The organism is Pseudoalteromonas sp. GABNS16E (genome assembly GCF_028598715.1).
Classification (GTDB): Bacteria; Pseudomonadota; Gammaproteobacteria; order Enterobacterales; family Alteromonadaceae; genus Pseudoalteromonas; species Pseudoalteromonas atlantica.
Window position 1 is genome coordinate 43,787 of the sequence record NZ_JAQREZ010000008.1, and the last position, 25,441, is coordinate 69,227.

The window sequence follows — 25,441 nt, forward strand, 5'->3', positions numbered from 1 at the left end:
TTTTAATGTCACGATTTTTTATCGACAGACCGATATTTGCTTGGGTACTCGCTATTGTAGTGATGCTTGCAGGTATTTTGGCGATTAGGAGTTTACCTATTTCGCAGTATCCTTCAATTGCACCACCTGCAGTGAGTATTACTGCAACGTACCCTGGTGCATCTGCACGAACACTTGAAGATACGGTAACGCAAGTTATTGAGCAAAAAATGAAAGGGCTTGATGGCTTGCTTTATATGTCATCTACGTCTGAGTCGAGTGGTTCTGCTACGCTTACACTTTCGTTTAGCGCTGAAACTGACCCTGATATTGCACAAGTTCAAGTGCAAAATAAACTAGCTACAGCAACTCCACTATTACCAGAAGCCGTACAAAGGCAAGGTGTGGTAGTTGCAAAATCAGCGCGTAACTTTTTAATGGTTTATGCTTTTGTGTCTAAAGATGGCAGCATGACCAATATTGATATTGGCGATTATGTTTCATCAAACGTGCAAGACGTTGTCTCGCGTGTTGAAGGCGTAGGTGAAGTACAGCTGTTTGGTTCTCAGTACGCGATGCGTATTTGGTTAGACCCTGCAAAACTACAAAACTATCAGCTTACACCTGCCGACATCAGCGCCTCTATTTCTGCACAGAATGCACAAGTATCTGCTGGTCAACTTGGTGGTATGCCAGCGGTTGATGGTCAGCAGCTTAATGCTACAGTAACGGCGCAAAGCCGATTACAAACGCCAGAGCAATTTGAACAAATCTTAGTTAAAACCAATCCAGATGGCTCTTTTGTGCGTCTAGAGGACGTTGCTAGAGTAGAGCTTGGCGGTGAAAGCTATCGTGTTGTTGCACGTTACGATGGACAACCAGCATCAGGCTTAGGTATCAAATTAGCCAGTGGCGCGAACGCACTTGATACAGCTGAAGGTGTTAAAAAAGCAATTGAAGAGTTAAAGCCATTTTTTCCTGAAGGGTTAGATGCGGTTGTACCTTACGACACAACGCCATTTGTATCGCTCTCTATCGAAAAAGTTATTCACACTTTAATTGAAGCCGTTGTTTTAGTATTTGTAGTTATGTATTTGTTCCTACAAAACTTTAGGGCAACACTTATTCCAACTATTGCCGTGCCTGTAGTTTTACTTGGTACGTTTGGTATTTTATACACCTTTGGTTATTCAATAAATACACTAACGATGTTTGCGATGGTACTTGCCATAGGATTATTGGTAGATGATGCAATCGTTGTTGTAGAAAACGTAGAGCGCTTAATGACCGAGGAAAAACTCTCAGCGCTTGAAGCAACACGTAAATCGATGGATGAAATTAAAGGCGCGCTGGTAGGTATAGCTATGGTGCTTTCGGCTGTATTTATTCCAATGGCATTTTTTAGTGGTTCTACCGGTATCATTTATCGTCAGTTCTCTATTACACTGGTATCGGCGATGGGTCTTTCGGTATTGGTGGCACTTATTTTAACACCTGCATTGTGTGCAACGCTTTTAAAACCAAGCCACGTTCACGATAACACCTCATTTATTGGCAAATTTTTCTCTGGCTTTAACCGTGGGTTTGATAAAACTAATAGCGGTGCGCAAGGCTTTGTTAGCCGAATGATCAACCACTCTAAGCGTTATTTACTTATTTACGCGGTGATAGTGGGTGGCATGGTGTATGTATTTTCGCATTTACCAACGGCGTTTTTACCAGACGAAGACCAAGGTATTTTATTTAACCAAGTTTCATTACCAGCGGGTTCTACAACACAGCAAACGCTTGAGGTTGTTAAAAAGGTAGAAAATCACTTTTTAAACGATCAATCTGAAGCAGTAAACGGTATTTTAACCGTGACTGGTTTTAGTTTTGCAGGTTCTGGTCAAAACTCAGCAATTGCCTTTATAAATCTTAAACATTGGGATGAGCGTCAGCGTGACGAGTTATCTGTTCAAGGTGTTGCAGGTAAAGCGATGGGCTACTTTTCAACGATAAAAGAAGCATTTGTTTTTGCCTTTCCGCCACCTGCAATTGTTGAGCTGGGAACTGCTAATGGCTTTAATATTTTCTTACAAGACCGTGTAGGCCTTGGCCATGAGGCACTTTTAGCTGCACGAAATCAGTTATTAGGTTTAGCAAGCCAAAGTCCAATTTTAGCGGGCGTGCGTCCAAATGGACAAGAAGATATGCCCGAGCTGCAACTTGATGTTGACCTTGCTAAAGCACAAGCACTCGGTGTGTCTCAGGCTGATATTAACAGCACGCTATCAACTGCGTGGGGTAGTAGTTACGTTAATGACTTTATTGACCGTGGCCGCGTTAAAAAGGTCTACCTACAAGGTGAAGCGCAAGGACGTATGGTGCCAGAGGATTTAAATAAGTGGTATGTACGTAATGACAGCGGCGATATGGTGCCATTTTCAGCCTTTGCAAGTTCGTATTGGACCTATGGTTCACCACGTCTTGAGCGTTATAACGGCTTTTCAGCAATGGAAATTCAAGGTACTGCTGCACCAGGTTACAGTACTGGCCAAGCAATGGATGAAATGGAGCGCTTAGTTAAACAACTTCCTAATGGAATTGCCTCTGAGTGGACGGGTATCTCGTTTCAAGAGCGCTCTAGCAGTGGCCAAGCACCGTTACTTTACGGCATATCGCTATTGTTTGTATTTTTATGTTTAGCAGCGCTTTATGAAAGCTGGGCTGTACCGTTTGCGGTTATGCTTATTGTGCCATTAGGTATATTTGGTGCGACGGTTGCCGCGGTAATGGCAGGTTTATCTAATGATATTTACCTTCAGGTAGGTTTATTAACCACCATAGGATTAGCCTCTAAAAATGCAATATTAATCGTAGAATTTGCGATTCATAAAATGCAAGAAGGCCTAGGGTTAGTCGATGCGGCTATTGCAGCAGTACACTTACGCTTACGTCCAATATTAATGACCTCAATGGCCTTTATTTGTGGTGTTATACCGCTTGCTATTGCCTCAAGTGCTGGTTCAGGTGCGCAAAATGCACTGGGTATTTCGATTATAGGTGGTACGCTTGCCTCTTCTATTTTAGTGGTGGTATTTGTGCCGTTATTCTTTGTTTTAGTTCGTCGTGTATTTCCAATGAAAAACACCGACGATAAAAAGGAGAGCGCACAATGAGCATTAAACGCTTCACTTTAAGCGCAATTACATTAGTTGTTTTAAGTGGCTGCCAACTAGCCCCTGAGCAAAAAGACCTTGCTTTACCAGTGCCAGATACTTATGTATCTGACACTGAACAAGCAGCAGCGCAGCAGTTACATTGGCAGCAATTTTTTAATGATGAAAAATTGCAAACCTTGATTAGCTTGAGCCTTGAGCATAATAAAGATATGCAAATAGCGGTATTAAATGTGCAGCGTGTACGCGGTTTGTACCAAATTGAAGATTCGGGTTTATACCCTTCATTAGATTTTAATGGTGGGGCTACGCGCCAACGTTTACCGGCTGATTTAACCAGTACGGGTGAAGCAGGTATTAGCTCACAGTACAGCGCAACGGTCGGTATTACCTCTTATGAATTAGATATTTGGGGTAAGGTACGTAACCAGTCTGAGCAAGCCCTGCAAAACCTCTATAACACTGAGCTTACGCAATACAGCACGCAAATTTCACTCATTGCTGAGCTTGCCAATGCTTGGTTAAACTACGCAACTGACTTACAGCTATTAGAGCTTGCTAAAGAAACATTAAGCTCGCAGCAGGAGTCGCTCTCGCTTACGCAAAAAAGCTTTGATTTAGGCGCTACATCGGCAATTACGCTTGAGCAGCTTAAAAGTACGGTTGCCACTGCAAAAGTAGATATAGCAACATATAAACGCTTGTTAAAACGTGATAAAAGCGCGTTAGATTTACTGGTAGGGCGCCCTGTATCGAGTGATTTATTACCGACAAACTCGTTAACTAATTTACTGGATTTACCAGAAGTACCGGTTGGTTTACCCTCTGATTTATTAACACAGCGCCCTGATATTAAAGCCGCTGAGCATGCTTTATTAGCCGCTAACGCGAATATAGGTATAGCGCGTGCGGCGTTTTACCCAAGCATTAGCTTAACCGCGACTGCGGGCAGTACGTCTAGTGATTTAAGTGGCTTGTTTGATTCAGGCTCAGGGACGTGGAGCTTTGTACCGTCAATCAACTTACCAATTTTTACTATGGGACGTAATCAGGCAAATCTTGATGTGGCAAAGGCCGATCAAGAAATTGCGGTGGCGACGTACCAGCAAAAAATTCAAAATGCGTTTCGTGAAACTGCCGATGCATTAGCAGATAGAGAAGGCTACAAAGAGCAACTTGATGCCCTTGATATGCTAATTAGTTCGCGTCAGCTAACGTACGATTTATCAAAAATGCGTTACGAAAAAGGCGCTGATAGCTACCTACAGGTACTTGATGCACAGCGTACGTGGTACTCGGCTCAACAGCAGTTAATAACAGGTCAGCAGGCTTACCTTGCCAGCCAAATTAATTTGTATAAAGCTTTAGGTGGCGGCTGGAATATAGCTAAAACACCTGTGCAAGAGCAGTAAAATGAAAGGTGTTGTTAAGTTAAGCTATGCAATGAACTTACGCTGTATTAAGTATGCGCTTAATACCAGAGTAGGGTTATGAGCACGAAAGCTAAAAGGCATATAGACCCAGCATTAGCACAAGCTAGGCGAGAGCAGGTGCTGAGTGCTGCCTCAGAGTGTTTTAAACGCAAGGGATATCATGGCGCAGGCATGGCCGAAATATCCCGTACTGCAGGCATGAGCGCTGGGCATATATATAACTACTTTGAAAGCAAAGAGGCAATAATTGAAAGTATTATTGCTAAAGACATGGAAGAAATGTTTTCTATCTTTCAAGAGTTTGAAGATCACCCAGGTGATGTTCTGCAAGCGCTTATAGATGGCTTAAACATTGGTGTACAAAGGCATATGGATACCGGTGCCTGTGTGGTTGATTTAGACATGATGGCGGAAGCGGGTCGCAATAGTAAAGTGGCCTCGCTTTTACGAGATATGGATATTCAAGCACGGGGGCGCATGCGCCAACTACTCACCAGTGAACGTAGTGCACTTAAAGACACTGATGAACACGAACTTGAAAGCCGCATTAACGTTATTTTTTCGATGATGGCGGGGTTACTGCTTCGTAAGATGCTCTACCCTGAACTCACCGAAGAAACGGTGTTAATCGCGCTAAGGCCTGCGATGAAAACCTTGCTAATGCCGTTTGATAAAACCGAGTAATAGAAAACTAAAAAGCGAGTCAAAAGACTCGCTTTTTTAATGCTAAATGCGCTCTACGCACCACAATAGTGCCATTGCAGCGATAGCAAGGGAGCCAATTGGCATCACCCATTTTATGTAAATAGGTTTATTGCGCATGGTTAGTAACACCGGCAGTGTAATACACAATATACTCAGCTGCCCAAGCTCTACACCTAAGTTAAACGCTAAAATGCTGAGCAATTGATAATCGCTCGAGAGCCCAAGCTCACCCAGTACACTGGCAAAGCCCATTCCATGTAACAAACCAAACGCAAAAGTAAGCCAGCCAAGGCGTAATATAACCGGCCATACATTGTTTAAAGCCGCAAATAATACCGAGATTGCAATACCTAGCTCTACCCAGCGGCTACTTGGCGAAACAAGATTAAGAGCCGTAGCAGTAAGGGTAAGTGAATGCGCAAGGGTAAACGCAGTCACAATCCACGCAGTGTGCTTAATAATATGCTTTTTACTTGCTATTGCCTGCCAGTGATTATCATTGCGTGTTAAAACGCAGGTTAAAAGTAGTGCAATTAAAAATAAAATATGGTCAATGCCAATCCAAATATGCAACACGCCTTGATAAACATATTGGTTAAAAGTCGTTAAATAACTCGATTGCTCAGTGGTAAAAGTGTGCTGTTGCTCATCTATAGTGAAAACCCGCGAAACCTGATTTACATTTACAATAACTTTGTGGTTTGCGTCTTGGTTAAAAAAAGCGCGGTACGTTAACGTTACATCTGCATCAGTGTTACAGCTAAAAACTAGCGGTAACACTAAATATGCTTCATTAAAATGATTATCTAATTGGTAGTTATCGGTGATTGTTAATGGGCAAGTTTGCTCATTTTGTAAAACCGATAGAGTATTTTTGGCATAGCGATTGATAGCTGATTTTTGTGATTTTAATTCGCCCCAGCTTATTTGTGTGTCTTGGTTAACATCAAGCGCAACTTGTTGTTCTAAATCGCTAATATTTATTTGCCAGGTGCCTGTGTATTGCTTTTCGTTATCGGTATTATCCAGCGAAATGTAGCTTGTGTTCAACTGATGTGCTTGCACGCTAAAGTTGGCAAATAGTGCAACTATAAATAAAACAAATAACGCGTTTATTTTACTCATAAAGAATCCCTAACCATCGTATTTGCTTGGCTTAGTAAGTGTTTATCTGTACTCATTTTTGCTTGCTGCCAATTTATATTTGCCCAGTATTGTGCCTTGGCTTGGTTTGCTTGTACATGAATATAGTAGTTAGCTAAGTCGTTGGCATGGAAGGTATCTTGGCGTTGTTCACGTAATTTTACGCGCTGTTGCATGAGCGGTTGCCACACCGTATTAGTGTGCTTATTACTGCGTTTTTCAGCTATGGCTAACTTGAGCAAAATAGCGTCTTCAAGCGATGAGTGGCTATTGGCAAGTTTACCGAGTGTATTAAGCACTTTTTCAGGGTTGTTTTGCTGCAGTTGAATATCGGCCCACAGCACAATAAGGCCACCGGGGCTGTGTTTAAATCAATATTATTTATATGCTGCTGCGCACGGGTGAATTTATTGAGTCTAAACGCCATTTCGCTGAGCACATGTTTTGTCGCTAAGCTGCTGTTTTTGTTTTGCGTAAGCTTAACTAACGCGTGATAACTTTCACGAAGTTTGCCCTGTTGGCTTTGTACATCTAGCACACACGTGCTGGCCGTTAATAGGCTGGTGTTACCAATTAATGCCACGCAATGGCGCTTAGCTTGTTCAAATTTGCCTTGTGTCATCAACATATTAGCGAGTAATAAATGGGTGTTTACATGATCTGGCTGGGTTTTTAATACGTTATTAGCAACGTCTATGGCACGCGAAAACGCATGCTCCTTTTGAAGTACCCGTGCATATAAATAACCGCTTTGTGCAGTTGCAGAAGCGGTATATAGGTTTTTTAAGCGTTTTTTTAATACACCTTGATAGCGCACTGTTTGGCCTATGTATTGGCTATTTAGCACCAGCGCAGTGAGTTGCTCAAGGGTTAAATTAGCACTTAATGTTGCATTGCTTGAGGCAATAATTGCGTTATCTTTTGGGGTAATTGGTTTTGCAAGCACGTTATTTACACAAAGTGCAGCGCAAAAAACAAAGAGCATTTTTTTATAATGACTGCGCATTGTTTTATCCTCTTAAAAAAGCCATCCATGGCCATCAGCTTAATTTACTTACTGAGTTAGTTACCAGAAGCGCCCGATGAAATACCGCTTACGTCTGTGTCTGTATTGATAAAGACACGTCCGTTGGTAGATAGCGGTTGCGCAGTGGGGCTTTGATTAAACGCATCGCTTGCAAATTGTGCAAAGTCCACTTGCAGTGCTTCAATGGTTATATTTACCGCTGCAGTCACTTGCTGGTTAACACCGTCTGATACACCAAACATAAAGCTGTCGCTACCGGTTGCTTCTTTGTTTGGGGTATAGGTAAAGCTGCCATCGCTATTTACTACAGCGTTACCTAATGTCGGCTGCGAAGTTAATGTGTATGTTAATGTATCGCCATCAGCATCGGTGGCCACTAACATGTCGTTAATTTCAACTTCTGTTTGTGTAATTAACATTGCATCACTAGCATTGGGCGCAGAATTTACAACCGGTGTGGGTTGTTTGTTATCATCATCACTGCTACTCGCGCTTAGTGCCAAAGCGCATAACAATATACTGCTATGGGTAAGGTTTAAATTACGCATACGTTACTCCTTATTTAGAGCCTGCAAGTGGGGTGGCTAAGTATGGGAAAGTGGCATCCATCATGCTCGCATCAACTGGAGCACCATCAGTGAATGGCACTGTACCTACATCAGCATCCTCTGGTGTACATAGACCTAAGTCGGTGTCTTCACCATTTACAGGAATAGGATGACATAAACGCCCCATTACCACGCGAAGTGCAATATCAACGACATCGTCACCTGGACGGCGCCCGTTTGGAAAACCTGCTAAATCATCACCGGCTACACCAAATGCAGACTGATCAGTTTGTGCTGTGGCTGCAATTGCAGTATTTAAACGTAGCATTTCTGATGGCGTTACGGTGGCTTGTTGGTTTACCCCTGCAAAACCAGTTAAAAATGCGGTGATTAAATCAGTACGTGGAAAGTTAGTTGGAGCAAGAGTTTCTAAATTAGCGCCAAGTGTGGTATTTACTGCATCTTTAAATAAAATATTTAACAGCTCTGGTAAAGACGGGTGCGAAACGTAATCTAAAAACTGTGCATCGTCTTTAGGGTGAGCCGTTGAGAAGGTATCTTTGTCTTTAATACCAATAACTAGCTCATTAACTAATGGATTACCTAAGCGTGAAACCTGTGTTAATGCACCGCCATTTACCGCGTTATCTGCAAATTTAGCGTTAGGGTTTAAAATGCGTGCTTGAGGTAGGCTCGCTGTTGTCCATGAACCAATTACGCCGTTGCCTTCACCTACAATACAGCTTTTAGGCATTTCAACTGCAATTGAGGTAACGTTTTTATCTACGAGGTCGTCATTCTCACTGCTTTGTGTAATCCCTCCAGGGAAACCACCGCCATCCCCAGCACCTGGCGCACTATCACCTTCAACGGGAACGTAATTTACTAAATCGAATGTTTTACCTAAGTTAACGACAAATGGGTCTTTGCGCTGACCAACAAATACTTTGGCCATACTGTCACAGCCTGGTACCGAAACTTGATAAACAAACTGATCTGCATAGGTTTGGTAATCAGCCATTGAACCAAATGTTTTGTCACCAATATAATCAAGCGGTTTATTAAACGTGGTTGAACTGGTGGTGGTATTACTTAATGCTGTACTGGTCCCCGTGCGTTGTGGACCGCTTATCATGCTGAGTGTGTATGACTCGCTAAAATTAGCGGCGCTATCATCACCTGCTGCTACACCACCAACGTTTTAAGAGGTACAGATACAGTACGCTGATTATCTTCTGGGCCAACGGTTAATTGCACGCCTTGATTATCGTTTGGCAGCATACTGGTAAAATTAAAAGCAAAGGTAATATCCTCAACTGCATCACCGTCGTTATCAATATGAATACTGTAGGTTGCATCTGGGTCCATAGCAAAGTAGTTAGGGCCGCCGTAGGCATCTTGTAGAGGAATATAGTTGGCAATAAATGTAACGTAGTCGTCTCTGCCTGCTTCATAACTATTAAATACGTAAAAGTCGGTAGAGTCTAAGGTTGGAAAGCGGCTAATGTTCGGCGCTTCACGATGACTTGATGCCTCGCTAGAGGTGCTTACTAAGGTACTGCATACTACTACTGCGAGTATAGATGGAGTTAAAGCTTTCATGACTTTTTCCTTTAGTTTTGATTGGAGTCATAACTAATAACGAAGCAAAAAGCACAATGGATGCAAAAAAGTTAAATATTTTTTTATTATTGTTAATAAAGGGGTGTTTAACGTTCAAGATTAAATTTTCAGCAGGCTGTTTTGCATTTAGATAAGGAAGTGATAAGAGAGTGATAAAGAGGCTGAAGCGGTTTGGTTTTATACTTATTACAGGGGGTGTATGCAATTAAAATAACGCAGCAGGTATTGAGCACACAATATGATAAGCATCGCAGTGCGATTAAGCCTACTTTAGTTTAATCAAATATTAATTGTTAAAGGGCGCTAGACCCCAAGGTAAATAAAAAGGTTGGCCAAACAAAGTTTGACCAACCAGTCGCGTTTATTTAGTTATAAAATAACTAAATCTGTCGTGTACAGTACTTGTGTTGGTAGGCCGTTTGGCGAGCCACCTAAAGGCTCTAAGCTAACAGCGAGTAGGGCAATATCTTGCGCCTTAAAGCGCGTGCCTTTGAGTAACTGTTTTTCACCGTTTTTAGGCAGTAGACCCAACGAAATTGGCGTGTCTTGCCCTTTTAAAATCATCCACAGCTCGTAGTCTTTATCGGTTTGCGCAACGAGTTTATCACTGGCTTTAACCGATAATGTTTGCTCATCTACGTTAATAAACCACAGTGATTGCTTATCTTGGTTTTGTACTAAAGCAATTGGTTGGCTGTATTGGGGCTGAGTTGTGGGCTGAATAACCAAAAATGCTAAGATAATACAGGCAGCTGTAGCTATAAATGACCAATTGCGCCACAACGATGTAGCTGGTTTGATCACCGTTTTAACGGGTTGGTTGGTGTGTTCTAATGTATTTAAAATATTCTTCCACACTTGCGCGCTGGGTGTTTGAGGCGTAATTGCACTGGCTAAATCATTTAAATTTTGCTCCCACATTATAGTGGCTTCTCGGGCTTGCGGTAAGCTGAGCATTAAGCGTTGAAAACGTTTTCGTGCCAGGCCTTTTAAAGTACCTAATACTTACTGCCCTGCTAAAGCATCAAGTAATTCTGGTTTATTATAATTCATAATGTTAAACACCTCTGCAACTGCTGCAAACCACGCCTGATCCAGCTTTTAACTGTGCCTAAGGGCGTTTCTATGTGATTGACTAACTCACCATGGCTTAGCCCTTTGTAATAGGCTAAATGAATGGCTTGTTTTTGTTGGGGATCAAGTTGCTCAATACAATTAACAAGTTTGGTTTGTTCGTCGTAACTAACATCGACTGCTTGTTCGTCGTATTCATCGTCACCCATTGCCTGCTCTTTTCTGACCTTGTGATAACGCAATGCATCTAAGCTGCGGTATCTCACAATGCTTATCATCCAGCTAATAACTGTGCCTTTAGATGAATTGTACTCTGACGCGTTATGCCAAATTTTTATAAATGCCTCTTGCAGTACTTCTTCTGCGTGCGCGCGGTTTGACAGCATATTTAAACTAATCGCAAAAAGCTTTGCGCTTGTTTGCTGATACAAATCAGCAAACGCGGCTTTGTTACCCTGTGCTGTTTTACACAAAAGGGGAAGTAAATTGTCGTTTTCCATAAGGTTCCTGTTGTTTTTATTATTACCGAGGTGTGTTGAACTTCGTGAATTAAAAATTGTTTTATTTAAGCGCAACCTAATCTCTTTGAAATAGAGATTAAACAGGCTGTTATAAATTTAACTAATAAAGATAAACACACTCTCAATAAACGTGTGAAAAGAGTGATTGGATGCAAAAACTTTTAAGCTGACATTTATATTAGCTGCTGTACACATTGAAACAAGTTTTAAATATAAACAGTTACCTTGGGTGGTGAGAAAAAATGACCGATTACTGTGTAAAAAGCGCCTAATATGCGAATACAGCTAAAGCTAGCTACTTTTATTTATTTTATATCAGTTACTTAGTGTTGTTTTTGTTCCTAAAAAATAACTTTTGTTGGCGTGTAAATTGCTACTACACTTATACACAGCTGTAAAAAAATGTGCCAAAACAGTAAAAATAAAGGAGAAAATATGTGGGCTGCAACGAGTTATTTAATTTTAGCGTTAATTTTTATATTTATAGGGTGGGAGGTTAACTCGGTATATTTTGCAGTGGTATTTTACTGGAGTGCATTGTCGTTAATTCTTGTCAGTGGTGCTTACATTTTTAATTTGGCGAAAATTTTTAGAAAGCGTGAAAATGGTGTCATCCCATTTTATATCCGCTGGGCATTTGTGCCTTTTTTACTGGGTGTTCAAATTTACAATGCGTATTCTCGCAAGCACGATAAAGTCCCTCCCATTCAAAAAATTAACGACCATTTATTTTTAGCATGCCGATTGTTCCCCTCTGATATTGATACGTTAAAAGAAAACGGCATAACGGCAATATTAGATGTAACGTGTGAGTTTGATGGCTTAGAATGGAGCTCTACACAAGAAAATATTAGCTATTTAAATATTCCGGTGCTTGATCATAGTGTGCCTACCCATTCGCAATTAAACCAAGCCATCAACTGGATACATCATCATATTAAAGAAGACCGCCGCGTGGTAGTTCACTGTGCACTGGGCAGAGGGCGTTCGGTATTTGTTATGGCAGCGTATTTACTGAGCCAAGATAAAAACGCCGATGTTCACCAAGTGCTCGCGCAAATAAAAGAAACCCGCGAAACCGCAAATCTTAATAAGCATCAGCTTCGTCATTTAGCAAAGCGACATAAAAAGGGCGAGCTAGTTATTAAAAACAAAGCCGTTATTATTGCAAACCCTGTGTCGGGTACCAAAATGTGGCAAGACAAAGAGCATTTAATAGTGGCTAGGTTGTCGGCGTATTATGATTTAGAAGTATTAACCACCACCAAAGAAATAGACGGTATTGAGCTTGCTAAACAAGCCATTAAAGATAAGCCAGATATAATAATTGCCTGTGGCGGCGATGGAACCGTGACAGAAGTAGCAAGTGTGTTGGTAAACACTCAGTGCAAGCTGGGTATTATCCCAATGGGCACAGCCAATGCATTAGCGCATGTGCTTATGGGGATTAGCTCTAAAATCATTCCTGTTGAGCAGGCCTGCGATCTTATTATTGATGGGCAAACCCAAACAATTGATACGGCCTATTGTAATGACGAGCTTATGCTGTTGTTAGCTGGGATTGGTTATGAGCAATCAATGGTAGAAAAAGCAGATAGAGACTCAAAAAACGAATCGGGTCAGCTTGCCTATTTAAGTGGTTTTTTTCAGGCATTTAGTGAGCAAAAAGCGCAAACCCTTTATGTCACCCTTGATGATAATCAAACGCAGGAGGTAAATACAAATAGCTTTATTGTGGCTAATGCTGCGCCATTTACTACGTTATTAGCTCAAGGAGGTGGTCAGCCCGATCACGAAGATGGCCTATTAGACATTAATTGGCTGCTACCTAGTGATGAAAACACCACTCGCGTGTTAAGCATTGCTGAACTTATGTTTAGTAGTATTACACAAACGCATTTAGCAATTAGCTCGCATCATACCAACGCTAAAAAAGTAACGATAACCGCAGACGAAGAAATTAAGTATGTACTCGATGGTGAAATAAAAACAGCGGATACGCTTACTATTACAGTTGACCCCGCCTCGTTAAAAGTAATTAGTAAGGAGCTATAAAATACAAAATGCACGTATTTAACGTGCATTTTTGTGTGTTACTTTTTAATGCTTGGCCAAACAAAACCACTGCTATCGCTTTGGCTGGCAGGCTTAGGGCGCTGAGCGCTTTTGGGTTTACGCAGCGGTTTGTTACTTAACGTATGTAAGTAGAGAGCTTCAACTTTATCGCGAGCCCAAGGGGTTTTACGTAAAAATTTTAAGCTTGATTTAATACTCGGTGAGTCGGTAAAACATTTAATGTTTACTTGCTCGCCCATGGCTTTAAACCCTAAGCGCTGCTCAAGCTCTACTAAAATTTGTTCTAACGTTACCCCATGAAGAGGATTTTTTGGTTGATTATCCATAGCCATACTACTTATTTAAACTGTGCGCATTGTAGCGTAAATCCTCTTTTAGCGCTAATTGACCGTAATGGTTTTAGGCTTTGTGGGATAAACAATATTGCCTTTTTTATCTAATTTTAGCCAAATTAGCTCGCTGTTATTATGCTGCGGGTTATTAGCTGCGCACACTAAGGTAAAAGAATGTACTTGCACCAGCGCGCCTTCACTATAACGTTTGTTGTCGTACCAACAAATATCACCATTATTAATAATCTCATTAGCGTCAATAATAGAATGCGTTTTGACTGTTTTTGCATAACTGCTAGGGGCTAAAGTGAACGCAATTAAAAAAATAAATAAAACCATAATATGGCGCATGAGTAACCTCGAATTTTGATAGTTTAAAAATAGTACACACGATTAAAAAACATGCTAGGGTAAGTAATAGCGTTAAACAACACTGACTTAAACACACAATTATAAAAAGGTGAACACATGCAATTTAATCAAACAATGATAGATGAATTTACGTTATTAGCTAAATTTCCACGTGAGAGCAAAATGCAAGGGATTAAGTTACATTCGGATGCTGAACCAAATTTATTAAGCGCGGCACAAAGGTTGTTTGATAAAGGCGTGATAGACAGCCCAGATGGCGGCTATTTAACCGAACTGGGCCTTGATTTAATAGAGCACGTGAGTGTTATTCACTGCGCATTAAAAAGTTAAACTGCATCGCGCTGATTTTGCGGCGCGGCGTCACTAAAAGCGGGTAATGCATTACAACGTGCATAAATGGCTGCAATTTTTGGATACGCAGCCATATCTACATTAAAACGCAATGCATTAAATACCTGTGGCACTAAGCATATATCAGCGAGAGTGGGTGTATTGCCTACGCAAAACTCATTGTTTTCACTTAGCATCAATTCAATTTTTTCAAATCCAAGCTCTACCCAATGCCTATACCAGGCGGCTTTAGCTTGCTCGTCTACGCCCAATTCGTTGCTTAAATACTTGAGCACTCGTAAATTATTTACTGGATGAATATCACATGCCACTGCATAGCTAATATTACGAATTTGCGCTTTTTGCCATGCAGTGCCATAAATTAACGGCGTTTGCGGATAGCTTTCATCTAACCACTCTAAAATAGCCAGTGATTGCGCTAATACGCCTTCGTCCGTTTCAAGAGCAGGAAGTAAACCTTGCACATTTTTATCTAAGTAAGGCTGAGCTAGCTGTTCAGATTTAAGTAAATTAACGAATTGCATATCATGCTCAATGCCTTTTAAATTAAGTGCTATGCGTACACGGTATGCGGCAGATGAGCGAAAGTAGCTGTATAGTTTCATTGTTATTATTCCTCGCCTGTAAAATGTTTTGTGATACTACGCCAGCACTGAGTGTAATTAGTTTGGCGCTCTTTTCCTTCAAGGGCATATTTAGTGGGCGATATTATGTAACGAGACTCGAACATAAAGGCCAACGTGTTCTCGTATTTTTGCGGTGCAAGCTCAGCGTTAGATGCTTTTTCGAATACCTCGGCTTCAGGCCCATGCGGCGACATGCAATTATGCAAACTAGCGCCTCCTGGTACAAACCCGTGCTCTTTTGCATCGTAAACCCCTTCTATTAAGCCCATAAACTCACTCATAATATTGCGATGATAGTAAGGAGGTCTAAATGTATTCTCTGCCACCATCCAACGCGGTGGAAAAATTACAAAATCTACATTTGCCATGCCTTCAGTGGCTGAAGGGGAGGTAAGTACAGTAAATATAGAAGGATCTGGGTGGTCAAAACTCACGGTATTAATAACATTAAAACGCGCTAAGTCGTATTTGTACGGTGCGCTGTTACCGGTCCAAGCAACTACATCAAAAGGCGAGTGTGTGATAGGGCAACTAAATAAATGACCGTTAAATTTAGTGACTAATTCAAAGCTACCTTCTTTATCTTCAAATGCAGCGACAGGGTATTTAAAGTCTCTGTCGTTGGCATAGCCATTTGCCCCGACGGGGCCGCGCTCGGCAAGTTCAAATGCGTGACCATAGTTTTCACAAATGTAGCCACGTGCGGTTTCATCAATTAAATCAACCGAGAATTTAATCCCGCGAGGAATGACGGCAATTTCCCCCGGCTTTACTGTGAGCTTTCCGCATTCAGTGTGTAATAACAGTTCGCCATGCTGAGGCACAAACAACAGCTCACCATCGGCATTACAAAAATAACGCTCTTGCATAGAACTGTTAGCAACATAAACATGAATACCAATACCGGTTTGTCCATTGGCACTGCCATTTGCAGCCATGGTAATTAAGCCATCAATAAAATCAGTGGGCTGTGTGGGAATATCAATAGGGCTCCAGCGCATCATTGTAGGGGGCGTAATTGCTTCAGTTATAGGCGCTGTTCTTATTAGTGCGTTATCTATAGCGGCGTATTCACCTTGTACCACCGATGGGCGAAGGCGGTACAGCCACGTGCGACGATTAGCGGCTCGCGGGGCGGTAAAGGCCGTGCTGCTAAATTGCTCGGTGTATAAATTGTACTTCACCTTTTGTGGGGTAAATTGCCCAACAGGCAGTGCGCCGGGTAGCGCTTCGGTTTCAAACTCATTGCCAAAACCGCTCATGTAGTTTATTTCGCTGGCCATATTTAGATCCTGTGAGAGTGACATTGTTTTATCTTTCTAGGGCCTGTTTATCTTTCGAAGTTGAATTTGCAGCAGTCTGTTTGGGAATTAGGCAAGGCAGAGCCTATGCAGTGTGGTTGTTCCCCATAAATAGGCGATAACGTAGCATAAATGCCAAACAGGCGCTGCCCGAAGGGTTCTGCCTAGGGGCCATTTACTCTTTGTTGCTCGGTTTTTACTTAGCCCACTAGGTTACAAACCTCGCGCCGCGATTAAATGGCCCCTAGATTGAACAAATTTCAATCCTGAAAGGTCAACAGGCCCTAATTAGTTTAAAGTACTCTCAAGTGAGAGTAATTTCAAATGGGCGCATGTTTTAGCCTGTAAATAAAAATGCACAGTTTTCACAGTGTGTAAATGCGATGAGAAAGTAATAATGGAAATAGATCTAGAGCAGTTTTTGCCCTATCAGTTAAACCAAATGGCAAATCTTATAAGCGATGATTTTGCGCGTGTTTATCAGCAAAAATACAACTTAACCATCCCTCAATGGCGGGTGTTGGCAAACTTAGCACAATATGGCAAAAGCAATGCAAAAGATTTATGTACACAGGCCAATATGGATAAGTCAACGGTTTCGCGAGCTATAAAATCATTGCTGCAAAGAGGGTATGTAGAAGCACAACTAAATCAGCAAGATAAGCGAGTAACGCAGGTTATGTTAAATGAGCCGGGCAATGCAATTTACAAGCTCATAGCACGTGATGCACAAAACTGGGAAGGGCAATTAGCTGAAAAATTTAGTAAGCAGCAACAAGTCCAATTGCTAAATTTACTAAAAGAGCTTAAAGAGGCCTTATAAAACCAATCCGCAATAATACTTAATCATTTTGAGGGGCTAAATGTGTCGCTATCTGCGTTATAAAATTTTCATTTAGAAAACTAAATAGAAATTTTTTGCCTAGCTCTCAACACATATATCCATCATTAAAATAGATCATTTAATTAAGCTGGTTGGTAAAAAAAAGCCCATCAAAAGATGGGCATTAATTAGTCGTTTTTTACGCTAATGCGATTAGAAAGTGTAACGAACACCTACACGCATTTGCCATAATGACGCATCAGATTGTACTGATGTATTTGCGTTGTTTTCATTAAAGCCTGAGTAAACGTAACGGCCTTGCTCATCAATCGTTGTAGAAATCATGCTAGCGCCAACGAAAGGACCTTTTTTAAGTACGCCCCAATCATCGTTTAATAGGTTCGTTAAGTTATCAATTACGAAGAACGCTTCACCTTTATGGCCATCCATAAAGCCTGGTAATTCTTGAGTAACTTTAAAGTTAAATTTAACAAACCAATCTGAGTTTTCAGCATTACGGCCTGTGATTTCACCACGCTCTAAACCGTTAGACGCGATAAAATCGTTAAACGCGTTAATTTCATCAGCGCTCATGTCGTAAACAACGTTAGGATCGTTTTCAAGTGGTACGTAAAGTAACTGACGGTCACCATTCCAGTTAGCATCGCCCCATACATTTTCGTCGCTACCATCAAATGTGTAGCTGTATGGTAAGCCTTTGTATGCTTCACCGTATAGGTTAAAGCGAGTAGCAAAACCATCAACAAACTCATGCGTGTAGCCAAGCGTCATAGTAAAACGATGTGGGATTTCGTAATCTGATGATGCAACACCAGGGTTACCAGGATCCGTTAGCGCAATATTACCGTAGTTTGAGCCCGCAACAGAGCTTGTCATTGGGTTAACATCGTCTGAATCTGTGTATGCGTAACCAAAGTTAACGCTTACGCCATTGTCAAACATTTTGCTTACAGCTAATGAAATAACCGATGAATCACCGCTATCACCACTTACATTTGTAAGAAGGTATTCACCATCACGGCCTTCGATTGACTCGTAAATAGGACGACCATCAAATGTAGTTTCGCCCGAATCCTGAAGTGCGATGTCGCGCATTAAGGCAGCATCTTTCTTCTTAGAGTATAAGTAATCAAGTGAAATTACATACTCGTTTTCAGTTGTGTATGTTGCACCGATTGAGTATTTCCACTCTGAAGGAATTTCAAAGTCTGGGTCAACTGCATTTACTGTAGCATCACCTGAGCCAATTACAGTGTTAGCAACTTCATCAAACATCTCTTGCGGTACTTCAAAACCAGGCGCGCCGCCATTTACGTTTGGCGTGTTGAATAAATCAACCGAGCTGCGGAATGTACCGATGTTTGTAATACCATCGTTAGAGTAAGAGTTAGATAACCAAACATTTGGGTTACCACCAGAGAATAAGCCAACACCAGCACGAACTTCTAACTCGTCTGTTGCATACCACTGGAAGCCAACACGTGGTTGAAGTAAATCAATACCATCAAACGTGCTTTGGTTACTAAAACCATAGCGGTCAGTATAGTTTTGGTTAAAGTTTGGTACGTCATCACTTGTGTATTTATCGTAGCGTAAACCAAATGTGATGTTTGCATCTAAGTCTGTAAATGCATATTCGTCTTGAACATAAAACGTATGCTGAGCGTATGAGAAACTTGCAGCCGCATCGTTAGGATCATTAGTACCGGCAGCATTGTTGTAGTAAACAGCGTTTGCGATACCTTGCTCAAATAAATCAATACCCGTTACGTCTGAATCTCTTTCGTTATAAAAACGGTACTCGCCTTCAGTTTGTTGTACGAATAAGTTAAATACGTCTAACTCTTCAAACTCATAGCCAGCTGTAATGGTATGTTGGTCAAGGTAGTAAGTACCCGCTACTTTAAATGTAGTGGTATCGTAATCTAAATCATTTGATTGACGAGAATCATCTGGACCAATGTAAACTGTACCACCGTTACCTGTGCTTATTTGCATTTCACCAAAGCTGCTTGCAGCATCAAGCGATTGTACCGTTGCGTCTAATTCTGATTTACCAATACGAACTTCAGTTGAAAAATCATCTGACCAATCTGAATACACAGACGCGATAATTGAAGTAAATTCTGCACTTTGGTCGTAAAAGTGGTTTGATAGTGAAACACGGCTAGAACCAGTGTCTGACTGTGAAACCGTATTACCGTCGTTGTAGTTGTAGATTAAGTTTGCACGGTGATCTTCGTTGATGTTCCAATCTAATTTAACTAAGATTTTTTCATCTTCAACAGGCATACTTGAAGGCATACCGCCTACGTCATAGCCATATACAGTTTGAGCAATGTTTGTAATACGAGCAATATCATCTGCAGTTACACTGCCGCTGCTTAAACCGTCGTAGTTAAACTGTTGCACACCTTCAAGCTTTTCGTATGAAGTGAATAAAAACAGTTTATCTTCGATTAACGGTAAGCCAACGTTAAAGCCGTAACGTTTTTCGGTGTAGTTACCGTTATCAACGTCTTCGCCTTCGATTTTATCGCCTTTTAATGAATCGCTTGTGTAATCATAGAAGATGCCACCGTGAACTTCATTTCCACCAGATTTTGTTACCGCATTAATGTTACATGAGGTAAAGCCACCGTACTGTACGTCAAATGGTGCTAGCTCAGCTGAAACCTGTTCAATTGAATCAAAAGAGAAAGGGGCACGAATAGTTGGGTAACCGTTAGAGCTTAAACCAAAGTTATCGTTCATACGAACGCCATCTAGCGTTAAGCTGTTGTAACGAGGGTTACCACCACCACAGTTAATTGAACCGCGGCTATCATCAATTGTGATACGCGGGTCAATACGAATGATATCTTTTAAATCACGGTTAATAGCAGGCGTGTTTTCAAGATCAGTTAAAGTAAATGTAGACGCTGGGCCAGTACCACCAGACATAGAGCTGATAGGTGCACCCGTTACTACAATTTGCTCCATGCTTGATTGTGGCTCAAGTGCAGCATTTACTGGGTAATCGTTACCAATGTTTAGGATAATATTATTAAATTCTTGATCAGCATAAACATCAGAATCAACGATTACCTTGTAAGGACCACCAACACGAAGGCCTTTAGCAGTAAAGTAACCTGCATCATTTGCTTCTGTTGTTTTAACTGAGCCAGACGGTACGTGTAAAATTGTTATTTTGGTACCTGGAGCTGGGTTACCGTTTGGACCGGTAATTTGACCCTTAATCGCAGAGGTTGTTTCGTTGGCGAATGCAGCGCCACTTACACTTACACACGCAGCGATAGCAAGTGAGAGTGCTGTTTTTTGAAGTTTAGTCTTCATTTTCATTTCCCGTGAAAGTTATAATTAAATTGTTATTTTAAGTAGTATAAAGTCAGCAGTGTTGTTGAATTTATACTCTTGTAATATGCAAAATTAATTTGCACAATTTATACTTGTATACTTAACTAAATTTGGATTAATTACTTATTGTTATGTTACCGCCGTTATGTGACAGTATTATGAAATGCAAACTTTATAATTCCTTTTACAATTAATTATTTACATTTTGTAATTAATACATTTTTAGCTGTATTATTTTAGCTATACTCCAGACCGTGTATAAACATAAATTAATTCCCGTGTGTAGGTTTTTTATTTATAGGTTGATTGTTATTTTGTCGTTATTTTTAATTTTTTAATGTCATCTGACGAATCAAATAAATAGTTCAATACACCCGCAAGCCTAACGCCTGCTTTTTGCAAACGCTGCTTAACAAGCGGATTGTATTTGAAAACATAACTATAGCTCACTTCATCACTGGTTGAGGTATAAATATCTTCGGCCAGTTTGTGAGATTCCATCAGCCAAGTAGTAGGGCTGCTGTTTAAGTATGTTTTAATTAATGCTGCATCGTCGGTATCTATAAACTTAGCGTATTCAGTGTAAGCTAAGTTTTCATTTTCTATTAATCCAGTGTCCCAAAGGCTATGTAAATTGGTTTCGTTGTCAAAAAAATCAACTTTAATTAAATTGCCGCCTCTATCTTCACTTCGCCCAGCATGAAATGGTTGATGGCTGTCGCCAACCAAGTGAACTAAAAACTTTAAAGCAAACTGTTTTTCATTAAGGGAAGAGGTAGATGACTGAAGTGTATTAATAGAGAAGTAAATACCTTCTAGAATATTTGTTACATCGTCTTTGCTGTGTGTATGTGCGTGATTTAGAGAAAGTGTTTTATTTTTAGGAAGGTTTATGTAGTGCCAGCGCGAAGATTTTTTACGCCAAAATAGTTCAGGACTAGATCGCATTTCATCTGCCCAAGTAGAAATTTGAGCTAGGGATTGTCCTTCTAATAGTGGCAACAGGTTATGAACTGTTTCGTCACTCAAATGTTGCTCAGCAATATGCCCAACAATTCGATGACCATTTTGACCCCACGCATACGCTTTAGAAGTTGTAAAAACAGCACCAATTATTAACGTTGTTGCTACGAGAGTAGCAATTTTAATGCGCATCAATGTTTCCTGCATTTATTTTTATTCACCTATTAGCTGGTGTAAACATTGTGATTGTTTTTGCTAAATATAGAAAGGAGTCAAGAGTATTCATTATTTCTTATTCATAATTGCATTAAATCAATAGCTTACCTTTGATGGGTAAAATTACCTGTTGTAATAAGTAAATAATATTGTTCAAATAAAGCCTTAGCGTTGTTAGGTACATCTTATTGATGGGGTTTGGAAAGGTCATGTTACATAAACTGTCGTTTGTTACACTTTTGTTTCTGGTTATGGTTGCTGCATGGTCTGTTGGAAAGGTGAGCGTTAAAAGTGATGAAATAAATTTCCCAGAACTAATAAAAACGTCAACACAATGTTATACAACAGCCAGTGAAAACAAAAATCAGCTTATTGTATTTACGCCATCGCAAAGCGTGGCAGAGAAGCTTACAGAGTCTCTATGCCTTGATACCGTGGTAACGAAACAATACGGTTCAGTTAAAGGTTACTGGGGTGACAGTACAACGGAAAGCTTCGATTTTGTCGGCAAAGGGATTGCAGACCTCGTACTTGCAAAAAATAATATAATGGATGCCTTTAATGCAGAGCTAACTTATAACTATCAATCTGTGGTGGGCTTTTCTGATTACACCGCATTTTTTATCTCCTCAAAAGAAAAGCCACGCTTAACAAAACAATACTTTTTAGATAAGCGTATAGGCTTATTAGATTACCCTACAAGCCGCTCTGGCCATATACTTCCAAAGAAAATGTTTAAAGATTTAAATATCAACTTAGCCAATCTAGATATTACTTACGCCAGTTCGCACAGCGAGCTTCGTGACTTATTAGCTAATGGGCAGGTCGATATTATTGCGTCTTTTTGGAAAGAAAGTGATGCTGCTCGTTTTTCAAAAAATTATATAACCCCTTTAAGTAATAAAATTTCAGGTTCGCGCTGGTATCTAAAAATGCAGCAAAACAATACAGACCTTTTATGTGCTGTACAGCGTCATATTCTTGATATGTCAAAGGAGCAGACACTGAGTTATTACAAAGAGGCGCAATCGTACTGGGATTGCAGTTCAGAGCAGGTAACAGCTAAAGATGAGAGCGTTAAAAATGGATAAGTATAAATATGTTTTTTTTGGCTGCGCTGTTTTTATTATTAACTGTTTAGTGTTTTATGTGTCTGTAATTAATGAGCAGAGTGACGCTATTAAACGCCAGGTTATTGAAACCGAAAAACAAGTTGCACTGGATTTACCGTTAATTGCGCTCTCTAATGAGCTTTTAAAGCACTCGGGTAACCAACACGCAGTGCAAGACTACTTATTAAAGCTCAACGGCTATTTAGACAATAACCTTCGCTTAGTTAAAATTGTGCCAAAATCTGCTAAGCCTTTAACTTTAAAGCCAAACCAGTTTGTAAGAACACTCAAGTCGAGCACTACCCATGTCTCTTTAGTGTTTGAGAAAAACGCACAGTTTTGGTCAGAAAACAGGTTTTTGATTTGCTTGTTATTTTTAGTTTTGAGTATTTTATTTAGCAAATGGCTGAAGTCTATTATAGGTATGCCTGTAGATGCTAAAGGCCCATCACTGAATGCTGGTACTGACTTAGGAAAACCAAAAGAGCTGGCATTGATCATTGATTTAAACACTAAAACACTCAGTAATAGTTATATGCCTGAGGCTACAGTGTGTTTAGCTAACAAACCGCTATGCTTTTATTTAGCATTAATAGAGTTTTGTCGTGATAATAAAGATGTTGTGCTAAATCAAAATAAATACGTGCCAGATGAGCTTATAGAGCTTGCTAATAAGTACTTTTATAGGTTGATTGAACTTGGGCATACTATACGCAAGCGGCCAAATTTTAATAGCAGCTTAGAAAAAACACTCAGTGAGATTCGTGCAGCTCTTGACGAAGTCTTAAATGAACACCCTGATATGAAAGATATTTATTATCCGCCTAAAGCATATGGCGAGGGCTCTCGCTCACGTTTACACAGTTACGGCTTAATAAATATTGCAAAGGGAAACATAGAAATAAAAGGAAAGTAGTCAGCTACTTTCCTTAAACATTATCTTTTAATAACGTGTTGTTATTTAGGTGCAAACTGCGCAGCTTTAAGTGGACTATTTTGTGAGACAAAGGTTTTAAGTGCCTGGGCATCGGTTTCATCTGTGCTAACAAACCCTTTTAGTTTATTAATAGCAGGGTAACCGTCACCACCTGATGCGTTATAGCTATTTAAACTCATACGGTAAGTTTTATTTTCATCAAATGGCTTACCATCAATGAGTACACTGACTAATTTGCCATTTTTACGGGTAAACGCTAATTTGTGATATTGCAAATAGGCACCTGCATCAACAGGGAAGCTGGTCACTGTTTCTAAGTAGTTCCATAAATCACGCCCTTGCCAGTCCATGTAAGTAATGCGATTTTTAAACGGGTGTACTTTTAAAATATCTTTATAGCTAATATCGCCAGCTTCAATAGAGCTTCTTATTCCGCCACCACTAATAAGGCCAAAGTCGGCGCCAACTACATTCATTTGTGCTTGTATAATCACACGCGCTAAATTAGTTTGTTGGTAACGTACCTTGTTTCTATCGCCCTCTAAACGCGCATCAACACTGCCAATTTTACCTGCAATTTGTTTTGCGCCTTTTGCTTGGTAACTTGCTAAAAAAGCTTCTAGGGTCGGATCGGGTTTAATGTATTCGTTGGCTAATACTTGTTTACTAGACCCATCGGCTTGAATTTCATCAACATATAAATTAACTGGCAACAATTTATAATCGAGTAGGGTGAGCTTTTCGTTTTCTAGCTTAAACTCTGCCTTACCCACATACTTGCCCCACTCATGTGCTTGCATAATCCATGTGCCGTTTTGCTGATCGGGCTTACACGCAAGACCGGGTTTAAAGTTATCGTCATTCTTATTTTTAGCTGCCATACAAACCGGCTCTTGCGAGTGACCACCAATAATCATATCTAAGGTATTAGCGGGTAAAGAGCGGGCAAGTGTGACATCGCCCGGGGCATTAATCCCAAAGTTTGCATCTACATAATGGCCCATGTGAGTAAGTGCAATAGTGATATCGGGGTTGTATTGCTCATTAATTTTTTTAGCGAGAGCTGCCGTCACATCAACGGGGTCTTTAAATTCTAAATGGCCAATATATTGTGGATTAGCTATTTTAGCGGTGTCTGTAGTGGTAAGTCCTATAACCGCAATTTTTAAGCCCCCCTTTTCAAAAATTTTATAGCCTTGAAATGCGCTTTCCCCAGTTGCTTTGTCAAAAATATTTGCAGACAGTAAAGGAAAGGTAGCCCATTGCTGCTGCTTAGTTAAAACGCTCAGTGGGTTATCAAATTCATGGTTACCAATTGCCATAGCATCGTAACCGAGTAGCGACATCCCCTTAAAGTCAGGCTCTGCGTGTTGTAAGTCTGACTCAGGTATACCGGTGTTAATATCACCGCCAGAAAGCAGCAATACTGCATGGCCTTGCTGTTGAGCTTTGTTACGTAAAGCGTCAATTAACGTTTTACGCGCTGCCATACCATATTCACCTTTTTCGTTATGCCAAAAGCGCCCGTGATTATCGTTAGTATGTAATACAGTAATATACTGTGGGGCAGTGGAGGTGTTTAAAGGTGAGTTTGTACAACCTATAACAGATAAAATAACTGGAAATAAAATAATTATACGCATGAAATACCCATTTATTATGGTGTGCTTAATTTATTAGGCGGTTAGTTTAAACTAATTTAGCGATAAATAACGTACTTATTTTATACTTTTTTATATT

General features: G+C 40.4%; 20 protein-coding genes and 2 pseudogenes. 8 read left to right on the forward strand and 14 right to left on the reverse strand.

From position 1 onward, the window contains the following. The first annotated feature begins 5 nt into the window (after positions 1–5). The 3 genes from PSI06_RS05290 (at position 6) to PSI06_RS05300 (ending at position 5,257) form a co-directional block, all read left to right on the forward strand. Positions 6–3,140 carry an efflux RND transporter permease subunit gene (locus PSI06_RS05290; protein ID WP_273604991.1) on the forward strand — a complete coding sequence of 1,045 codons (3,135 nt, stop codon included), beginning with the start codon at positions 6–8 and terminating at the stop codon, positions 3,138–3,140. Next, entirely contained in the window at positions 3,137–4,552 is a 1,416-nt protein-coding gene (locus PSI06_RS05295) for an efflux transporter outer membrane subunit (protein WP_004588752.1), read from the forward strand. Before PSI06_RS05290 ends, PSI06_RS05295 begins: the two co-directional genes overlap by 4 nt. A gap of 78 nt (positions 4,553–4,630) precedes the next feature. Then, entirely contained in the window at positions 4,631–5,257 is a 627-nt protein-coding gene (locus PSI06_RS05300; protein ID WP_004588751.1) for a TetR/AcrR family transcriptional regulator, read from the forward strand. Positions 5,258–5,299: 42 nt separating this feature from the next. On the opposite strand, the gene PSI06_RS05305 is transcribed toward PSI06_RS05300, so the two are convergent. The 7 genes and pseudogenes from PSI06_RS05305 to PSI06_RS05335 form a co-directional block, all read right to left on the reverse strand. After that, positions 5,300–6,403 carry a HupE/UreJ family protein gene (locus tag PSI06_RS05305; protein ID WP_273603096.1) on the reverse strand — a complete coding sequence of 368 codons (1,104 nt, stop codon included), beginning with the start codon at positions 6,401–6,403 and terminating at the stop codon, positions 5,300–5,302. Then, positions 6,400–6,663 (reverse strand): hypothetical protein, encoded by a 264-nt coding sequence (locus PSI06_RS05310; RefSeq protein ID WP_273604992.1) that lies wholly within the window; start codon positions 6,661–6,663, stop codon positions 6,400–6,402. Before PSI06_RS05310 ends, PSI06_RS05305 begins: the two co-directional genes overlap by 4 nt. Further along, positions 6,651–7,427: a tetratricopeptide repeat protein gene (locus PSI06_RS05315; RefSeq protein ID WP_273603094.1), complete on the reverse strand. Its 777-nt coding sequence runs from the start codon at positions 7,425–7,427 to the stop codon at positions 6,651–6,653. Before PSI06_RS05315 ends, PSI06_RS05310 begins: the two co-directional genes overlap by 13 nt. 56 nt (positions 7,428–7,483) lie before the next feature. Then, positions 7,484–7,996 (reverse strand): Ig-like domain-containing protein, encoded by a 513-nt coding sequence (locus PSI06_RS05320; RefSeq protein ID WP_273603093.1) that lies wholly within the window; start codon positions 7,994–7,996, stop codon positions 7,484–7,486. A gap of 10 nt (positions 7,997–8,006) precedes the next feature. Continuing rightward, positions 8,007–9,598: pseudogene (locus PSI06_RS05325) on the reverse strand (DUF4331 domain-containing protein). A 390-nt stretch (positions 9,599–9,988) separates the two neighbouring features. Continuing rightward, positions 9,989–10,672, reverse strand: a pseudogene (locus PSI06_RS05330) (anti-sigma factor). Continuing rightward, positions 10,669–11,193 carry a sigma-70 family RNA polymerase sigma factor gene (locus PSI06_RS05335; RefSeq protein ID WP_024031922.1) on the reverse strand — a complete coding sequence of 175 codons (525 nt, stop codon included), beginning with the start codon at positions 11,191–11,193 and terminating at the stop codon, positions 10,669–10,671. The pseudogene PSI06_RS05330 and the gene PSI06_RS05335 overlap by 4 nt, the downstream one beginning before the upstream one ends. Positions 11,194–11,649: 456 nt before the next feature. On the opposite strand from PSI06_RS05335, the gene PSI06_RS05340 reads away from it, so the two are divergent. Next, on the forward strand, positions 11,650–13,269 hold the full coding sequence (locus PSI06_RS05340; protein WP_004588744.1) for a diacylglycerol kinase family protein: 1,620 nt from the start codon (positions 11,650–11,652) through the stop codon (positions 13,267–13,269). Positions 13,270–13,307: 38 nt separating this feature from the next. Here the strand turns inward: PSI06_RS05340 and PSI06_RS05345 are convergent, their stop codons facing one another. Both PSI06_RS05345 and PSI06_RS05350 read right to left on the reverse strand, forming a co-directional pair. Next, positions 13,308–13,616 (reverse strand): VF530 family DNA-binding protein, encoded by a 309-nt coding sequence (locus PSI06_RS05345; RefSeq protein WP_004588743.1) that lies wholly within the window; start codon positions 13,614–13,616, stop codon positions 13,308–13,310. Between the two features lie 54 nt (positions 13,617–13,670). Next, the gene (locus tag PSI06_RS05350) at positions 13,671–13,973 is read right to left on the reverse strand and encodes a DUF1496 domain-containing protein (protein WP_004588742.1); all 303 of its coding nucleotides are present in this window, start codon (positions 13,971–13,973) and stop codon (positions 13,671–13,673) included. Between the two features lie 117 nt (positions 13,974–14,090). Between PSI06_RS05350 and PSI06_RS05355 the strand changes: the two genes are divergently transcribed. After that, on the forward strand, positions 14,091–14,324 hold the full coding sequence (locus PSI06_RS05355) for a TIGR02647 family protein (RefSeq protein WP_004588741.1): 234 nt from the start codon (positions 14,091–14,093) through the stop codon (positions 14,322–14,324). Here the strand turns inward: PSI06_RS05355 and maiA are convergent. Beyond that, entirely contained in the window at positions 14,321–14,950 is a 630-nt protein-coding gene (maiA, locus tag PSI06_RS05360; protein ID WP_004588740.1) for a maleylacetoacetate isomerase, read from the reverse strand. The genes PSI06_RS05355 and maiA overlap by 4 nt on opposite strands. Positions 14,951–14,955: 5 nt before the next feature. Continuing rightward, complete coding sequence (gene hmgA, locus PSI06_RS05365; RefSeq protein ID WP_004588739.1) at positions 14,956–16,254, reverse strand: homogentisate 1,2-dioxygenase; 1,299 nt, start codon at positions 16,252–16,254, stop codon at positions 14,956–14,958. A 415-nt stretch (positions 16,255–16,669) separates the two neighbouring features. Between hmgA and PSI06_RS05370 the strand changes: the two genes are divergently transcribed. Further along, positions 16,670–17,095 carry a MarR family winged helix-turn-helix transcriptional regulator gene (locus PSI06_RS05370; protein ID WP_004588738.1) on the forward strand — a complete coding sequence of 142 codons (426 nt, stop codon included), beginning with the start codon at positions 16,670–16,672 and terminating at the stop codon, positions 17,093–17,095. Between the two features lie 213 nt (positions 17,096–17,308). Here the strand turns inward: PSI06_RS05370 and PSI06_RS05375 are convergent, their stop codons facing one another. Together PSI06_RS05375 and PSI06_RS05380 are read right to left on the reverse strand one after the other, a co-directional pair. Beyond that, a complete protein-coding gene (locus tag PSI06_RS05375) occupies positions 17,309–20,452 on the reverse strand; it encodes a TonB-dependent receptor (RefSeq protein WP_004588737.1) in 3,144 nt (1,047 codons plus the stop codon). 330 nt (positions 20,453–20,782) lie between these two features. Further along, entirely contained in the window at positions 20,783–21,628 is an 846-nt protein-coding gene (locus PSI06_RS05380) for a S1/P1 nuclease (RefSeq protein ID WP_273603091.1), read from the reverse strand. Between the two features lie 233 nt (positions 21,629–21,861). Here PSI06_RS05380 and PSI06_RS05385 point away from each other — a divergent pair, with 233 nt between their 5' ends. Both PSI06_RS05385 and PSI06_RS05390 read left to right on the forward strand, forming a co-directional pair. Next, positions 21,862–22,743, forward strand: coding sequence for a hypothetical protein (locus PSI06_RS05385; protein ID WP_004588735.1), 882 nt, complete (start codon positions 21,862–21,864; stop codon positions 22,741–22,743). Continuing rightward, on the forward strand, positions 22,736–23,680 hold the full coding sequence (locus PSI06_RS05390; RefSeq protein ID WP_186807286.1) for a hypothetical protein: 945 nt from the start codon (positions 22,736–22,738) through the stop codon (positions 23,678–23,680). The genes PSI06_RS05385 and PSI06_RS05390 overlap by 8 nt, the downstream gene beginning before the upstream one ends. A 41-nt stretch (positions 23,681–23,721) precedes the next feature. On the opposite strand, the gene ushA is transcribed toward PSI06_RS05390, so the two are convergent. Further along, positions 23,722–25,344 (reverse strand): bifunctional UDP-sugar hydrolase/5'-nucleotidase UshA, encoded by a 1,623-nt coding sequence (ushA, locus tag PSI06_RS05395; RefSeq protein ID WP_273603090.1) that lies wholly within the window; start codon positions 25,342–25,344, stop codon positions 23,722–23,724. Positions 25,345–25,441: the final 97 nt, after the last annotated feature.

Bases quoted from the DNA above. Each gene is read 5' to 3' on its own strand.
- ushA (WP_273603090.1), bottom strand. From the start codon at position 25,344: ATGCGTATAATTATTTTATTTCCAGTTATTTTATCTGTTATAGGTTGT.
- PSI06_RS05340 (WP_004588744.1), top strand. From the start codon at position 11,650: ATGTGGGCTGCAACGAGTTATTTAATTTTAGCGTTAATTTTTATATTT.
- PSI06_RS05390 (WP_186807286.1), top strand. From the start codon at position 22,736: ATGGATAAGTATAAATATGTTTTTTTTGGCTGCGCTGTTTTTATTATT.
- PSI06_RS05315 (WP_273603094.1), bottom strand. From the start codon at position 7,427: ATGCGCAGTCATTATAAAAAAATGCTCTTTGTTTTTTGCGCTGCACTT.
- PSI06_RS05345 (WP_004588743.1), bottom strand. From the start codon at position 13,616: ATGGATAATCAACCAAAAAATCCTCTTCATGGGGTAACGTTAGAACAA.
- PSI06_RS05295 (WP_004588752.1), top strand. From the start codon at position 3,137: ATGAGCATTAAACGCTTCACTTTAAGCGCAATTACATTAGTTGTTTTA.
- PSI06_RS05305 (WP_273603096.1), bottom strand. From the start codon at position 6,403: ATGAGTAAAATAAACGCGTTATTTGTTTTATTTATAGTTGCACTATTT.
- PSI06_RS05300 (WP_004588751.1), top strand. From the start codon at position 4,631: ATGAGCACGAAAGCTAAAAGGCATATAGACCCAGCATTAGCACAAGCT.
- PSI06_RS05290 (WP_273604991.1), top strand. From the start codon at position 6: ATGTCACGATTTTTTATCGACAGACCGATATTTGCTTGGGTACTCGCT.
- PSI06_RS05380 (WP_273603091.1), bottom strand. From the start codon at position 21,628: ATGCGCATTAAAATTGCTACTCTCGTAGCAACAACGTTAATAATTGGT.
- hmgA (WP_004588739.1), bottom strand. From the start codon at position 16,254: ATGGCCAGCGAAATAAACTACATGAGCGGTTTTGGCAATGAGTTTGAA.
- maiA (WP_004588740.1), bottom strand. From the start codon at position 14,950: ATGAAACTATACAGCTACTTTCGCTCATCTGCCGCATACCGTGTACGC.
- PSI06_RS05350 (WP_004588742.1), bottom strand. From the start codon at position 13,973: ATGCGCCATATTATGGTTTTATTTATTTTTTTAATTGCGTTCACTTTA.
- PSI06_RS05320 (WP_273603093.1), bottom strand. From the start codon at position 7,996: ATGCGTAATTTAAACCTTACCCATAGCAGTATATTGTTATGCGCTTTG.
- PSI06_RS05375 (WP_004588737.1), bottom strand. From the start codon at position 20,452: ATGAAGACTAAACTTCAAAAAACAGCACTCTCACTTGCTATCGCTGCG.
- PSI06_RS05355 (WP_004588741.1), top strand. From the start codon at position 14,091: ATGCAATTTAATCAAACAATGATAGATGAATTTACGTTATTAGCTAAA.
- PSI06_RS05385 (WP_004588735.1), top strand. From the start codon at position 21,862: ATGTTACATAAACTGTCGTTTGTTACACTTTTGTTTCTGGTTATGGTT.
- PSI06_RS05335 (WP_024031922.1), bottom strand. From the start codon at position 11,193: ATGGAAAACGACAATTTACTTCCCCTTTTGTGTAAAACAGCACAGGGT.
- PSI06_RS05370 (WP_004588738.1), top strand. From the start codon at position 16,670: ATGGAAATAGATCTAGAGCAGTTTTTGCCCTATCAGTTAAACCAAATG.